Genomic DNA, 15,576 nt, shown 5'->3' with positions numbered 1-15,576 from the left:
CCGCATGGACCATGAGGGGGAAGCATTATGGGCAATTGCATGGGCAGGGTAATCAGTCGTGAGTCGTTACCAGTGGTGGCGCCTATGGATGCGGTGGGACGGAGATTTGGGGAGGCGCCCGCGGCCCGTAACAGTGACAGTCTGTCCAGCCTTGCGGCGGTCCGGCGACCGATATTGCTGACCGATCTGCCGGATGATGTGCTTGCCAGGGTGGGCGAGGAATTGTCCCTGGACGGTCTCGCACATTTTGCCGCGACCAGCAAGGCCGTCCGCGGCGCCACGTCATTCCAGTTCAGGCAGGCCAAGGAACTGGAAGAGATCATGATCCGCTATATCGGGGTAAGGGATGAGGGAGCGGAGCAATTCCAGAACCATTGTGCAGACATTGCACGTCTGCCGAAAAACCACCAGTACAGGCCTTTGGCAGCGCTGGCACGAAAAACCGGCTCCTTGCCTGAAATGGATCGCCTCACGGGCGTTCGCGCCATTGCCCGGCAAGGTGTCGGCATGACGCCGGCACATAGCAAGAAACTTGGAACGATATTGGGCTTCCAGGGGATCGATCTGCCGGCCCGGCAGCGAATGAGCGGCTTCCAGATTTTTGCGATGTATAGCGCGGGTCTGATCCCGCAAAAAGCCGACTGGAAAGAGCCGCAAGTGCACTGGCACTTCGACACCTTGCCGCCGGGTGATCGCCGGGGTGCTTTCCGTGATGCCGTCGGTGAGATTGGAAAGTGGCTTCCCGAGCATCGCGTCATGCCCTTGAAGCTCATGGGCGTGAAGCTATCAGCATTGCCCGAGGGTGAGCGTATGGGCGCTTTCGGGGAACTTGTCGCAAGCGCCAGGGAATTGCCGGTCACGGAGCAAACGGAGGTGTTTCTTAGCTTGACATCGAGGATCGGCACCCTGCCGGCAGAAAACCGCTTGGACGCCTTGCGGCTGATTCTGGATCAGAGCGCCGATCTGCCTTGGGAGAACCGGGTCAATGTGTTGAAGAGGGCCATAACCGCAGTCGAGCATCTGCCGGAAGGGGAGCGCCTGACGGGATTCCAGGCAGTTCAATCCCAGGGCTCAGGCATGCCTTCGGAGAAGCACTTTGGCTTGCTGAAACTCATGACCACGGAATTCGGCCGGCTGCCGGAAGCGCAGCGGTTGCCGGCTTTCCTGTCGATTCTGAACCAGAGCGCTGATTTGCCTCCAGGTCGTACCGCCGGAATGATGTATGCCGTGGCAGGTCAAATCGAGAACCTGCCCGAAGCGGACAGACGCGAGGCTTTCGAGGCGATTCAGGCTGCGAGCGCGGAAATGGCGCTGCCCTTGCAGGCCGCGACGCTGAAGGCTCTGCAGCGACAGGTGCAATTCCTGCCCGAACCGGAACGTCAGCCTTGCTTCGCATCCCTGCGCGAACAGAGTGCTGGCTTGCCCGCGGATCATCAGGCCATGGTGATGGCCGAGATGGCGGGGAGCATCAAGCATCTACCCATGGATGACCGGTTTACCGAGTTCGTGACGATCTGTACGCAGAGTGCGGGACTGTCTGCGGCACACCAAACCGATGTGCTGTCAGAGATGGCCTGGAATATCAAGTATCTGCCCGAATACCGGCGGAGCGACGCATTCGATACGATACGAACCCGGAGCGCCGGCTTGCCTGCGGTCCATCAAGCGGTGGCGCTGGACCATCTTGCCGAGAACATCGAGCATCTGCCCGAATACCCGAGGCTGGTGCAATTCGAAGCGATTCGCATGCAAAGCGCTGGCCTGCCCAAGGAGAAAGAGGCTGGAGTGCTGAAGACCCTCCGACAGAAGATCGAGTTTCTGTCTGGGCCGGAGCAGATGTATGCCTCTAACGTTATTGCGGCACGGGCAGCAACGATGGGTGCGGGGCTGCGAGATTGGATTCTGCAATAGGCCCGTCTTCCAGATGACTATGAGGAGGGGGCGATCCGCGCAAGCCGCCGTGGAAAAAGGCGACTCTCCGTCCTTCGAAGTGATCTTGACGACCCTGGTTCCGGGCGCCTGAACGGATGTGTCGGCGCAAACTCGCCCGCAATGTCTACGGCCGCATAGGCTCGGAAAGGCGACGCACACCCGACGGAACCGTAACGGGGCCGCCGTCCACTTACTTCTCGATCAGCGGCCTTCTCCATACAGCGTTCACCCAACCAGACCATGTTCCCAAACAGGTTTCCACACCTCGCCACCTTCCGCGATGTTCCCGTCACTGCGCCGTACGAGGCGGCCGTCGCCGAGCTGCGCAACGCGATCAGCAACGAGAGCAACAATGCGTTGCATGCGCGCCTGCAGAATGCCGGCAGAGCCGGCACGGTCTTTCCGGCGCAAGAATTGTCGGATCTGCTGGACCATGCCTGCCAGCACCGTCGTTCATCGAACCTCCGGCGTGCCATCACCGGTTTGCCGGGCTTTGATCCTAATGTCGCTGGTCCGACAGGGCGTACTCCGCTTGCATCCGCCGTGCAATGCGAAGATACCGACCTGGTGCGCCACCTGTTGATGCAGGGAGCGGACCCATCGCCCCATGTGACGGTGAACCGGCAGCCGCACGCGCAACAGGAAATCCACAACCTGTTGTATGCAGCAAAGGTGATCAACAAGCTGTTTCCACGAGGAGCGCCACTTGACGAGCTTGCTCGCTCACCCCTCGGCACAGCCATGCGCCGTTACGACATGCCGCGGGTCGTCAGGCTGCTCGCTGCGGAGCAGGCAAGGCATCCCGGACTGTCCACCTTTGGATTGTGGATGCAGGCAGTGCATGAGCAGCGCGCCGATATCCGCTGTGCGATCCTCACCACGCGGCCGCATACCGCCATCGAAGCGGCAGCCATGCGATTGGACGAAACCGGACGCAGCGCCTTGCATTCCGGAATGCGTCATTCTCCGCCAGCGCTGCGGGCCTACCTCAAACAGTATCCCTACTATTCGGACAAGCGCGGTCCGGCAATACATGGTAACGATGTGGCTAGCTTCCCGGAAGATGGTGAGCCGATCGTCTGCCGTCACCTGGCCTCGTTCTGGCTCATGCAGCGCGTCGGCGCGACGGACGGGAAATACGACTACAGCGCGCTGCAGTCGCCGGAATTGCTCGCTCGGCAGGTTCCTCCCTCCATGGAAGAAAAATTCCTGGAATTGCGTACGCATGCGGGCGAGGCCCACTTGTTTCACAAGGACCACTGGGGCGGCTTCCTCATGCGGCAGTTCGAAACAATGGACGCGTCACTATCCGCCGGCGAAACATCCTGCAAGCGACGGATTCTGTTGCTGACCGACGCGCACGCTTTGGCGGCCGAGCTGAAGCTGGAGCATCAACCAAACGGCAGCAGGCAGTACAGCGCCTTGCTCTATGACCCGAACGCGACCAATGTGCATAAGCGCGCCAGCACCTCGGACCCGACCGTGGTTGGACAATGGAAGTTTGCGTCGTTTCTGGAGGCGGGCGCGAGGGAGGCAGGATACTTTCCCAACGATCACTTCATCATGACGGCATATGTGATCACCGATATCGAGGCAGCCGCACCGCCATCCGGCAGCGCCAGGCAGCCATTTGCGGCGCCCGGTCGAACCGCCACGAGCTGTCCGTCGCCTCTGGAACCAACTGTGTTTCGCTCGCTGGTGCGCAATGGATTCGACGGCGATTTGTGGCAGCATAAGCAGGATATCGTGGCGCACCTGCGCAGTCTGCCGCCGGACGAGGCCACTGCATTTCTCTCCGGCGCCGACCGGACCGGCACTCCCTCGCTGCATATCGCGATGCTCGATGGCTACGACGGCTCGGTGGCTGCGTTCGCGGGCATTGTTTCCGAATGCGGCCTGCCGCGAGAGGCGCTGATAGATCTTATCGCGACCAAGGGAGATGATGGTGCGCCCGGCTTATTCGTGGCCCTGCATCAAGGCAACGGCGCTGTCGTGGCGCAGTACGGTCGCCTGCTGACGCAGTCTGGCTTGTCGTCGTCCGACAAGATGGATCTGCTTCTCGCCCGCGACACGAATGGAATTCCCGGCGTGATCCATGCTTCTGTTCGCGGCCATGACGAGGCTGTCGAAATATTTCAGGAGCTTCTCCATGAGCATCTCAGCGAGGCGCAACAGGCCGCGGTATGGGCAGCGGTGGAGGAGAGCAGTCGGGCGGCCGTGAGCGGCGGAAACCGCCCAGACCATCGCTAACGGTCCTCAGGTTTTTCTCTCTTACTTGGATCCAGGAGAGCCAGACATGCTGAGCAAACCTATTCGGTTCGAAACCGCCCCAGCATACCGTTCTCCCGATGCGAAGGACATGCTGGTATCCGCCTTGCACCGCGCTATTGCGCAAGGCAGCGAGCGAGAGGTCGTTGCACTGGTGACGCGCACCGCACGCGAACGTCAGCAAGTTGGAAAAGAGAATGCCGGTGATCTGTTCAAACACGCCTGCACAGTCGGATCTTCGCTGCAGATCAAGAAAGCGCTTACCACTCTTCCTGGCTTCAAGGTCGATTGCGCCGCGGCGGACGGAAGCAAGCCCTTATCCGCTGCCATTCATGCTGCGGACAGCGGCTTGGTACGGCATCTATTGCAGATGGGAGCCGATCCGCGTGAGCCGCGGCGCGACCTTGTCCCAACGAAAGAAATCGGCGAGCTTCTGACAGCAGCGATCACCATCAATGCATTGATATCGAAACGGGCACGCAGCGGCCGCACTGCGACACTGCCTACGCCGCTTGAACAGGCATTGTGTGAATATGATTTGACGCAGGCCAAGGCATTGCTCGATGAGGAACGTACACGGCATTCCGATCGTTCCAACGTCGCCCTGTGGACGAGAGCTGCGCATGAAAAGCGCAGCGATATCCATTGCGCCATGCTTGTTCTGTGCGATTCCGCATCCATTGAAGAACTCGCAAGCCCTCGCAGGCCCGCCGGACGCAATCTCCTGGAACACGCGATGCGCATAGGCCACCCCGCGCTCCGCGCCTGGCTCAAGCAAGTGCCGCATTTCCCGCATCGCTTCAGTCCGCCTCGGGATCTCAACCGCAAGGCGACATTCCCCGGCACAGACGTGCCGATCGAATGCCGACACCTGGCCTTGTTCTGGCTGCGGCAGCGCGCGCTGAAGGGAAAGAATGATTATTCGGCGCTGCAGACAGCGGACAGCATTGCGCAGCATGTGGGCATCGAGCTCAACACGACCGCTGCCATGCTGTCCAATATCGCACCAGAAATTCATCTCTTCGACAACCGGCAGTGGGGACGTTTCCTGGTCAACCAGTTCAACGCGATGCAGGCATCGGCCATCCCGGGCGAGAAGGGTGTCCAGCGCCAGATCTGCCTGAATTCGCTGACGCATACTCTGGGCGCGAACCTGTCGATCAAATTCCGGCCGGACGGCACCAAGCAATTCGCAGTGTCCATGTATGACCCCAACCTGACTAACGTTCACAAGCGTGCCGCTACCGGCGACCTGGCTGTCGTGAATCAATGGCGCTTCGCGTCCTTTTTGGCAAGCCCTGCGCATGAGGCCGCGTACTATCCAGAGGAAGAAAAACTGTCCAGCGCGTTTGTCTTGTCCGGAGATCATCTCGACGCTCCTCCGCCGTTCGGTACGCCGCGCAGACTGTCGAGCGACATGCCACCGGTCACACCCACCGTGCTCCACTACTTGCTGACCGAGAACCTCGCCGGGGAGCTCGTCGCGCGGCAAGAGGAAATTTGCGCTGCCGTCGAAGGGCTGGATGAGCCGGCTGGCATCGATTTGCTTGCGGCCCGAGATGGCCTCGGCATGCCGGCTTTGCACGCTGCGCTGAACTACGGCAATGCCGCGGCTATCGCGGCCTATGGCGATCTGCTGGATACGTTCGAGATTCCGCCCCACGTATTGACCGATCTGCTTGCGGCGAAGGACCAGCGTGGCGTGCCAGGTCTGCACATGGCGATGCAAGAAGGCCACACTGCAGCGGTCAGCGCGTTCGGAAGCATTGCAGACCGCTCTGGGCTGTTACCGGAACAAGTCATTGCTCTTCTCCATTGTCGAAATGCGGACGGCTTTACCGGACTCTTCAAGGCCATGCGACAGAGCCACGTGGAGACGGTCAAAGCCTTCGGGCGCGTGGTCAAGGGCTCAGGCCTGCCAGCACCCATGCAGGCCGAGGTGCTGGCCGCAACTGACCGCGACGGCCTGCCGGCCTTGCATCTGGCCATGGAAGACAAGCAAATCGCCGCCATGCATGCTTTCGGAGACCTTGTCGGCCAATCCGGTTTGCCGGCGCAGCTCAAGCTGGAACTGCTGTTGGCCAGGAACCCTTGGGGCCAACCGGCGCTCGCGCAGGTCGACGCTGTCCCAGAAGTGATAGAGGCGTTCCAGGCGATGGTACACAAGGCCGGTCTGTCAGATGAGGATATAGGTCAACTTGAAGACATCCAGGAAGCCTTCCGGTTTGCCGGCGGCCAGGGACCGCAGCCGGCTGGCGATGTGTGGAGGGCCGATGCTGCGCTCGCCCACGATCTGCTCGCTGACGGCCGAGCCAATGAACTGCGCATGCGAGAGGCTCATATCACGGACTTCCTGAAAGGGTTGACACGGCAGGAAGCCGAAACATGGCTTGACGCGCGAGACAGCCGCGGTAGGCCAGCGCTGCACACGGCGCTAGAACGCGGCGACGCGGACGCCGTTGTCGTTTTCGGTGACATCCTGCATGAACTGCACGGGCTGACGCCGAGGCAGGTGGCCGGCTTGCTGATGGCGGAAGACGCCAGCGGCACACCGGGCCTTCATGCTGCTTTGGCAAATGGCCATGCCGATGCGGTCGTTGCCTTTGGCGCGACATTGCGCGAGCTGGACTTGCCGCGCCCCTACAAAATGGTCTTGCTGCTCGCCGCAAACGGCACCGACGTGCCCGGCGTCGTCGCAGCATCGGAAGCAGGGGACGACGCGACGATTCGCGCCTTCTATCACATACTTGACGATGCCGGCCTGCCGCAGCAAGACGTGGAAGAGTTGGAACGAATCATCGACGGCCACCATTCCGGACAATAGACGCACCCGGTCATCAAGGCCCTGCGCCAAGCCGGTCCCTTCCGAGCGGGAAAAACTCGCGTTCATTGGAACACCGTCGACACTGTGCGTGTTCGTGGCCGGCCGGCGTTACCGCTGACAAGCATGCATATCAATCGCGCCCTATCGAGTGGATTCGGCTCGTCTTTTCTACTACCTGACCAGAGTTAGGCAGGTGCCTTGCGCACCACTCTGGAATCCGGCCGTGATGCGGAAATCCGTCGTTTGCTGGGGCATGCAGAACGTACAGGCGGCGCGCAGGAGCAGACCGTCGAGCGCATCTCATTGCACTGCGATAGGATTTCTCTGGCTTCCAGTTGTGAAATGACGCCCTGCGGCTAATGTTGACCTAGGCTGCCACGACGTTAGAGTCGCGGCTCTTTGCCAAACCGGAGGCAGACGACGCACGAGACTCTTTGGTCGTGGTTCCAAACGGATTATTCGAGGCTGCCAGAGGCGCCAGCGCATCGTGGTCCACGTATGATCTGCGAAATTCTCTCGGCGTCACGTGTTTGATAGCGAGGAACTGCCTGTTGAAATGCGATACGTTTGTATAGCCTGCTTCACTTGCGATGCAGGAAATGGGGCGGTCAGTTGAAATCAGCAGAGAGCAAGCCTTTCCAATCCTCAGTTGCGCAATGTATTCGCCGACCGTCTGGCGCGTGTGGCGCTTGAAAAGGCGGTGCAGGCCGGAGACACTGAGGGCTGCCAGCTTTGCGAGATCGTCCATCGAGATCTCGGATTGATAGTTGCGGTGAATGTAATCGAGAGCGCGATCGATGCGTGTCCGATCAGAGGGAGATATGTTTTCGCTTCCCTTGTGCGGGGCGCAGAGCAACTTGAACTTCTTGTCGTCGGCAAGAAGCCTGAAAATCTCAAGTAGTTTGATGACGCGGCTGGCTGCATCGAGGTTTTCCAAACCTTCGATCAGCGTTCGAACTGCTATCGCTGTTCCTGGCGAGTACACAATACCTCGGCTCGCCTTCTGCAGCATGGGCCGAATAGGCCGCAGTTCAACCACCGTTTCCAGCAAGGCATCCAGCCACTCCGCTCTTATCCAGAAAACGTGTGCCAGGTGAGGTTGGCTTTCATTCAGCTTGCGCTGAGACATCCAGGTGTGTGGAACATTCGAACCGAGCAGAACAAGATCACCGTCGCCATACGGCTCGATCGTATCTCCTACGTAGCGCTGGCCGATACTGTTGACCGTCAGCGTCAGCTCGAATTCCCGGTGATAGTGCCAGTTAAAGGGAATGCATTCGTTAAGGCGGCGGTGAAAGTATGTCCAGGTTGCTCCCTCGGGGACGAGCAGACTCTCCAAAACGGCTTTCATGACTTGTCTCCTTCACCACTTGCCAACAGGCAATTATTATGGGCCAAAGTGCATTTGGCACGTTTTCTTACGGTACCAACTTGGCCGGCACCGCGAATCGGTGTTCACAACAATCATCCGCCTGGGCGCGTGCCAATAGCAGTGCTCCGTCCATGGCATCGCCTTCCGGTTCCACAATAGCGTCGTTAAAGCGTTGTGACAAGTATGGCTTGATCGGTTGGGCAAGGCCGCCCATCAGGCAGATTCGCGCGGTCCCAAGAGCCAGCATCCGGTCCAGCATCCGTTCGGCTGCGCCTGCGCTTTCCAGTACGAGTTCCAGAGCTACTTTGTCTTCCTGCTTTGCGCATGAGAAAACGAGACGCGCAAAGTCGGCCCAGTCTCTCGGTTTTGCCTTCTCCGCCCATTCGAGCATTGCGACCAGGTCGAAGTTAAATCGACGCATTACCTCATTGGTGAGCAAGGATGGCGTTTCAATTCCTTCGTGCGCAAGAAATGCACGACGCACCGCAGCGCGGCCGAGTATGGATCCTGACCCGGAATCGGAGAGGGCAAATCCCCATCCGCCGACAGTATGGAAAGAGCCGTCCTGGAATACCACTCCCTGGCTGCCAGTCCCCAGGATCAGAATTCCGCCATCGTTTCCACCGTGCGCTCCGAGGCACGCAACTTCGGCGTCCGATCGGATCGCGACCGACATGAATGGGAGCTGCGTGCTCTCAAGCGCTTCCCGATGCTTGGGAACGTTTGCTGCCGCCATACCCAGCCCGGCATGGGTACGCTTGAGCACGCTGGCACCCACGCCTGCCTGCCCCAAGGCGTGGTACACGGCCTCCATGACTGATTTGACCGCCACGTCGATCCCCAAGGCCAGATTTGCCGGCCCTCCAACTCCTTCGCCGAGAAGTTGTCCTCTCGTGTTGGTCAGTCGCGCGCGACACCCGGTTCCCCCACCGTCTATTCCAAGGAAGTAATGCGATTCATCCACCATTCGATCTCCGTGGCTTTCTGCCACCGTTAACGTTATCCGTCGAGAACGCCAAGGACCTACGCCCAAGGACACCCTTCCAAGGCCTTCTTGCGTCCAGCGTTCGCGTACCGCGCGCGAACGATGTTGAATCCATGCGTCGCAGGCTCGATACGCCTGGTTCCAGCGGCCGTTTAGCAAGCAAGGCTTCCGATATCGCAAGTGTCGTTATCGAGAGGGGAGTTGTGTTGCTCGGCAATTGCGAGCATTGATACGATTCTGGCGTCGCCGCAGAGGCAGGCGCCGATGCATGCGTCGGGATGCCCCGGCATTTTTGAATCAACAGGATTTCGACAAATTCGCTCGCGAGCGAGTGCCGAGACATCAAGGCAAGTAGATACGAGATGTGTGACGGTGTCGATCAATCGGAAAGCCGATGCATCCGCGTGTATCGTGCATGAACGCCATGATCCACCAGTTGTTCGGACTCGCGCGCAGGCAATGGACAAATCTGCGCCTGCGCGCCACTAACGGAATCGTCAGTTGTGCCGGCATAGACTTAAGTATGAGTGGGCTGAAAAAATTGCCTGGCTGGCGTATGTTGCAGTGGAGAGGATGCGTCAGCGGACGCCAGAATTGTATTAATGTCTGCGACACGCAGATAACAATCGTGCTGCGACCGCTGTCAGACTTTCAGCACGGTAACCAATTGTGAACTCAGGCAGGATGCTTCAATACGAGTAGCAGTTGATGGTTGCCGAAGGAGGAGCATTGTTGGCCAAGGCCGATCAACGGTTTGAGGCTATTCAAAGAGTTCGTGGCCCCGGAAGGCGGCCCTTTTCAAGGAAATAGCGATGAGAAAAACAAATGTAATCCTGGGCGCGCTGGCAGTTGCAGCAGTTGTCGGCGCGGCGAACGTAAGTGCCGCACCAGTCGTTCTCACCATTGAAAGCTGGCGTAACGACGATCTCGCCATTTGGCGTGACAAGATTATTCCCGCCTTCGAAAAGAACCATCCGGACATCAAAGTCAAGTTTGCGCCTACCGCGCCGGCAGAATACAACGCCGTATTGAATTCTAAACTTGAGGCAGGTACCGCGGGTGATCTGATTACCTGCAGACCGTTCGATGTGCCGTTGCAGCATTTCCAGAAGGGGCGCCTTCTGGCACTGAATGACCTGAAGGGTATGGCCAACTTCACCCAGGTTGCCAAGACCGCGTGGACGACGGACGACGGGAAGTCCACTTTCTGCGTGCCGATCGCGGCCGTCATCCACGGATTCATGTATAACAAGGATGCATTCGCCAAGCTGGGGCTGACCCCGCCGGCAACCGTTGATCAGTTCTTTGCGGCGCTGAACAAGATCAAGGCTGACGGACACTACGTGCCGCTCGCGATGGGAACCAAGGATACTTGGGAAGCCTCCCAGCTGGCATACCAGAACATCGGACCAGCGTACTACAAAGGCGAAGAGGGTCGTCGCGCACTGATCGCCGGCAAGGCGAAGCTGACAGATCCGCAATGGCTCGAACCCTTCCGCGTACTCGCAAAGTGGAAGCCTTTCCTGGGCGAGGGTTTTGAATCGCAGACCTATCCCGATAGCCAGAACATGTTCACCCTTGGCCGTGCCGCGATCTATCCGGCGGGGTCCTGGGAAATTGCCGGCTTCAACAAGCAGGCGAGTTTCAAGATCGGCGCCTTCCCCCCGCCCGTACAAAAGGCGGGTGACAAGTGCTATATCTCGGACCACCCGGACATCGCCCTCGGCGTCAACGCAAAGTCGAAGAACGTCGCGCAAGCGAAGGCCTTCCTCGAGTTCGTAGCATCCAAGGAATTTGCCACCATCTATGCCAATTCTCTGCCGGGCTTCTTCAGTCTTCAAAAGACGCCGGTCGAAATGAGCGATCCGCTGGCAAAGGAATTCGTGAGCTGGCGCAACAAGTGCGAAAGCACGCCGCGTCCTACGCATCAGATTCTTTCCCGCGGTGCGCCGAACCTGGAAGACGACCTCTGGGTAAAAGCGTCGGGAGTGATCAACGGGACCTTGACGCCTGAGGCAGCTGCACAGCAACTTCAGAAGGGCCTGGATAGCTGGTACAAGCCGCAGCACTAAGTTCTGGTTCCCTTTTCAAGCAATGATGTAACGAAGGAGTGTTTCCATGCAAAGCACGGTTCTCACCGCAGCCACTGAGCACGAGTGCGTAGCGCCCAGGCGGGCGGTAAGGTGGCATATCGCGGTGTTCCTGGCTCCCGCGATGTTGATCTACTTTTCGGTGATGGTTCTGCCGCTCGTGGAAACACTCCGCCTCGCGTTTTTTCAGTCCCTTGATCAGCGCGAAATCTATGTGGGGTTCTCGAATTTCGCTTCCTTGTTCGGAGATGAGCGCATGGCGTGGCACTTCTGGAACGCGCTCAAGAACAACACCTATTTTTTCCTTATCCATATGCTGGTCATGGTGCCGCTTGCGATTTTTATCGCAGCACTTCTGTCGCTTCCTCGCATCAGCGGGGGAGGGTTCTATCGGACGGCGATCTTTATGCCAACGATGCTGTCTTTCGTAATCGTTGCCTTCGTGTGGCGACTAATCCTGTCGCCACTTTGGGGAATAGCCCCCAATATTCTGGACGCAGTCGGCCTGAAATCGTTGTTCGCTCCTTACCTTGGGAAAGAGGCGTACGCGCTCACCACACTTGGGCTTATCTCGGTTTGGAAAGAGCTGGGCGTACCTATGGTCCTCATGTATGCGGCGATGCTTTCGATTCCCACTGAAATCCTTGAGGCCGCGGAAATCGACGGAATCATCGGGATACAGCAATTTTTCAAGATCAAGCTTCCCTTGCTTTGGCCAAGTGTTGGTGTGGTCGCCATCCTCACGTTCGTGTCCAATTTCAATTCGTTCGATCTGATCTACACAGCGCAAGGCGTATCGGCGGGGCCGAACTACTCAACTGATATTCTCGGAACCTTGTTGTATCGCACTTTCTTCGGAGCGCAATTCCAGTTCGGCGATCCACATATGGGCGCCACAATTGCAACGATGATGTTTCTCATCATTCTAGCCGTGGTGTGCGTCTACCTGTTCTTCGTCCAGCGCAAACTCATGCGCTATCAATTTTGAAGAGAAAGGACGATTCCATGTCATCGGCAAAACAATCACCTGGTTCTACCTTTGTAGTGCACGGGATATTGACGTTCTTCGCCGCCTTGGCGCTCGCGCCAATTTACGTGATTGTCATGAATGCCTTCAAGTCAAGGCAGGCCATTTTCAGCGCGCCGCTCGCTTTGCCAACACCAGAGACGCTGGACGTCACCGGATTCACATCAGTGCTTACGGAAGGCCATTTTCTGTCGTATTTTTCGAACAGCTTGATCGTTACCGTGATCGCTCTGGCCGGCACCATTATTTTCGGCGCCATGGCCGCCTTCGCGCTCTCGGAATATCGTTTCCGCTTCAACAGCATAACCGGGCTTTTCTTCACGATCGGGCTGATGATCCCGATCCGTCTTGGCACCGTCGGGATCCTGAACATGATGTTGCACGCTGAACTGGTGAACACCCGGACTGCACTGATTCTGGTGTACATCGCCCAAGGGCTACCGGTAGCGATCTTCGTTCTGACAGAGTTCATGCGCACGATTTCCGTCGATCTCAAAAACGCTGGCAGGGTCGATGGACTCTCGGAGTACGCGATTTTCTTCTGGCTCGTATTGCCGCTTCTTCGTCCGTCGATGGTGAGCGTTGCGGTGTTCACGATGATTCCGATTTGGAATGATCTTTGGTTTCCGCTCATCCTGGCGCCGAGCGAAGAAACCAAGACAATCACTTTGGGTGCTCAGGTATTTCTTGGCCAGTATGTGACTGATTGGAATTCAGTTCTGGCAGCGCTATCGCTGAGCATTCTTCCGATTCTCGCGCTGTACATGGTTTTTTCGAAGGGGTTGATCCGCGGCATCACTTCAGGAGCAGTCAAGTGAATTGCCTGAGGAACGTCTCGGAAATGCCAAGGCACTTTGCTTGTGTTTACCGCAGCCAGTAATCGCAGCGGCGAGATCGACATCTTTAACTCAATTTGGATATCTTAAATGAACCACAACTCTTCAAATCGTCCTCTACGCGTTCTGGTCGCAGGCCTGGGGCAAATGGGTAGGTCCCATGCTCTCGCCTATCACAAGAATTCGGCATTTGAGGTGATTGGCTTGTTCAATCGCACGGAGGTCGAACTCCCGAAAGAGCTGAACGGCTACAAGTTCGTTGATAGCTTCGAGGGCGGATTGGCGCTCAGGCCGGATGTCGTCTCAATCAACACCTATACCGACAGCCATGCCGATCTGGCAATTCGGGCAATGGAAGCAGGGGCACATGTATTTGTCGAAAAGCCTCTTGCATTGACCATCGATTCGGCTCGAGAAGTCGTGTCCGTCGCCCGTAAAACGAATCGGAAACTGGTCATTGGTTATATCCTGCGACATCACCCCTCCTGGATGGAGTTCATCAAGACGGCACGCGAACTCGGCGCCCCGTATGTAATGCGCTTGAACTTGAATCAGCCCTCGGTTGGCGCCGCCTGGGAGATTCACAAGCGCTTATTGGAAACGACACCGCCGTTTGTCGATTGCGGGGTGCATTACGTGGATGTCATGTGCCAGATTTCCGGGACTCGACCCGTCCAGGTGCGGGGCATGGGGGTTCGCCTTGCTGAAGACATCCCGAATGACCAGGTAAATTACAGCCATCTGCAGGTTATTTTTGAAGACGGATCGGTCGGCTGGTACGAAGCGGGTTGGGGACCGATGATATCTGGCACCTCATGTTTCGTAAAGAATGTCATCGGCAAGCGCGGCGCAGTCTCTCTCGTGATGGGCGACGATGCGGATCCGGCGGATATCAATAGCCACACGCGGGCAGGGCAGCTGTGCCTTCGTGTCGCCTCAGCGGAGAAGGGAAGCGAGGATTACACCGAGGCTTTTGTGACGCTCGGTGACACAGTGGATCACCAGTCGCTGTGCGACCGCGAACAGGAATTTCTTGCGCAGGCAATTGCCAACGATCTCGATTTGACCAATCACCACGCGGACGCACTTCGATCGCTGGAGATCGTATTGGCCGCCGAGAGAAGTATGCGAGAGCGCCGGGCCATTGACATCTGATGCTGCTGGAGGAGACGAAAAATGTTTGCATTAGAACTTGAACAAGTAAAAAAATCCTATGGCGGCCATGATGTCCTCACCGGGATTGATTTAAAGGTCGAGGAAGGCAGTTTCGTGGTCATTGTGGGCCCATCCGGATGCGGAAAATCGACCTTGCTGAGAATTATTGCCGGACTCGAAGAGCACACGTCGGGGCACCTGCGAATAGGCGGAGCGCTCATGGATACGGTGCCGCCCTCAAAGCGAGGGATCGGCATGGTATTTCAAAGCTACGCGCTCTACCCGCACCTGAACGTCGCCGACAACATGAGTCTGGCTCTTAAGCGGGAGGGGGTGTCCAAGGATGAGATCAAGCGGCGCATCGATGCCGCCGCCGCCATGCTGGCATTAGAGTCCCTTCTTGAGCGCCGCCCGGCACAATTATCGGGCGGGCAACGGCAGCGTGTTGCCATCGGCCGGGCTATTGTGCGCAAGCCCAAGCTTTTCCTTTTCGACGAGCCGTTATCCAATCTCGACGCGGAGCTTCGCGTCAATACACGTCTGGAAATTGCGCAACTGCATCGCGCACTTGGCACAACGATGATTTACGTGACGCATGACCAGACCGAAGCAATGACGCTTGCCGACAAAATTGTCGTGATGAAGGACGGTACCGTCCAGCAAGTCGGCCATCCGAAAGAGTTGTACAACGACCCGGTAAATTTGTTCGTGGCAGGATTTATCGGTTCGCCAAAAATGAACTTCATTACGGGACCTGTGGCTCAGCGCGAAGGTGTCGCAACGATCGGGGTGCGGCCCGAACACATAGTCGTTACGGATGATGCGCCAAAGTGGATGGGCATTGTCAGGCATGTGGAGTATCTCGGTTCTGATAGCTATCTGTTCGTGACGATGGACTTCGGAACGGAGCTCGCTGTTCGGATTGTAGGTGGAAGTGCGGCGGCGGTGGGAGACCGTATCGGCCTGACTCCCATGTTGGGAAAGGTGCTCCGCTTCGACCAGTCCGGAATGCGTGTGCGTGACGATGGCACGTCATCGACGAACTATCAGAAGGTGTCGGCGGCGTGAGACGCCATCGCAGAAATCA

The 15,576-nt window shown here is 57.8% G+C and carries 10 protein-coding genes; 8 read left to right on the top strand and 2 right to left on the bottom strand.

From position 1 onward, the window contains the following. Nucleotides 1-174: 174 nt before the first annotated feature. The 3 genes from E6W33_RS09500 to E6W33_RS09490 all read left to right on the top strand — a co-directional run bounded on the left by E6W33_RS09500 (nucleotide 175) and on the right by E6W33_RS09490 (nucleotide 7,024). Complete coding sequence (locus E6W33_RS09500; RefSeq protein WP_136416880.1) at nucleotides 175-1,911, top strand: hypothetical protein; 1,737 nt, start codon at nucleotides 175-177, stop codon at nucleotides 1,909-1,911. A 261-nt stretch (nucleotides 1,912-2,172) separates the two neighbouring features. Further along, nucleotides 2,173-4,182 (top strand): ShET2/EspL2 family type III secretion system effector toxin, encoded by a 2,010-nt coding sequence (locus E6W33_RS09495; RefSeq protein WP_136416878.1) that lies wholly within the window; start codon nucleotides 2,173-2,175, stop codon nucleotides 4,180-4,182. A gap of 46 nt (nucleotides 4,183-4,228) precedes the next feature. Then, a complete protein-coding gene (locus E6W33_RS09490) occupies nucleotides 4,229-7,024 on the top strand; it encodes a ShET2/EspL2 family type III secretion system effector toxin (RefSeq protein WP_136416876.1) in 2,796 nt (931 codons plus the stop codon). 367 nt (nucleotides 7,025-7,391) lie between these two features. Here E6W33_RS09490 and E6W33_RS09485 read toward each other — a convergent pair whose 3' ends face one another. Together E6W33_RS09485 and E6W33_RS09480 are read right to left on the bottom strand one after the other, a co-directional pair. Further along, the gene (locus E6W33_RS09485; protein WP_136416874.1) at nucleotides 7,392-8,375 is read right to left on the bottom strand and encodes an AraC family transcriptional regulator; all 984 of its coding nucleotides are present in this window, start codon (nucleotides 8,373-8,375) and stop codon (nucleotides 7,392-7,394) included. A gap of 67 nt (nucleotides 8,376-8,442) precedes the next feature. After that, complete coding sequence (locus tag E6W33_RS09480; protein ID WP_136416872.1) at nucleotides 8,443-9,363, bottom strand: BadF/BadG/BcrA/BcrD ATPase family protein; 921 nt, start codon at nucleotides 9,361-9,363, stop codon at nucleotides 8,443-8,445. A gap of 830 nt (nucleotides 9,364-10,193) precedes the next feature. On the opposite strand from E6W33_RS09480, the gene E6W33_RS09475 reads away from it, so the two are divergent. The 5 genes from E6W33_RS09475 to E6W33_RS09455 all read left to right on the top strand — a co-directional run bounded on the left by E6W33_RS09475 (nucleotide 10,194) and on the right by E6W33_RS09455 (nucleotide 15,557). Continuing rightward, the gene (locus E6W33_RS09475; protein ID WP_136416870.1) at nucleotides 10,194-11,453 is read left to right on the top strand and encodes an ABC transporter substrate-binding protein; all 1,260 of its coding nucleotides are present in this window, start codon (nucleotides 10,194-10,196) and stop codon (nucleotides 11,451-11,453) included. A 46-nt stretch (nucleotides 11,454-11,499) separates the two neighbouring features. Beyond that, nucleotides 11,500-12,459: a sugar ABC transporter permease gene (locus tag E6W33_RS09470; RefSeq protein WP_136416868.1), complete on the top strand. Its 960-nt coding sequence runs from the start codon at nucleotides 11,500-11,502 to the stop codon at nucleotides 12,457-12,459. Between the two features lie 17 nt (nucleotides 12,460-12,476). Further along, on the top strand, nucleotides 12,477-13,316 hold the full coding sequence (locus tag E6W33_RS09465; protein ID WP_136416866.1) for a carbohydrate ABC transporter permease: 840 nt from the start codon (nucleotides 12,477-12,479) through the stop codon (nucleotides 13,314-13,316). A gap of 108 nt (nucleotides 13,317-13,424) precedes the next feature. Then, the gene (locus E6W33_RS09460; RefSeq protein WP_136416864.1) at nucleotides 13,425-14,489 is read left to right on the top strand and encodes a Gfo/Idh/MocA family oxidoreductase; all 1,065 of its coding nucleotides are present in this window, start codon (nucleotides 13,425-13,427) and stop codon (nucleotides 14,487-14,489) included. A 21-nt stretch (nucleotides 14,490-14,510) separates the two neighbouring features. Then, entirely contained in the window at nucleotides 14,511-15,557 is a 1,047-nt protein-coding gene (locus tag E6W33_RS09455; RefSeq protein ID WP_136416862.1) for an ABC transporter ATP-binding protein, read from the top strand. Nucleotides 15,558-15,576: the final 19 nt, after the last annotated feature.

The sequence above is a fragment of the Herbaspirillum sp. ST 5-3 genome, assembly GCF_004804275.1.
Taxonomy (GTDB): Bacteria; Pseudomonadota; Gammaproteobacteria; order Burkholderiales; family Burkholderiaceae_D; genus Noviherbaspirillum.
The sequence above is the reverse complement of the archived record's forward strand: the minus strand, read 5'-3'. Positions and strand labels throughout refer to the sequence as shown.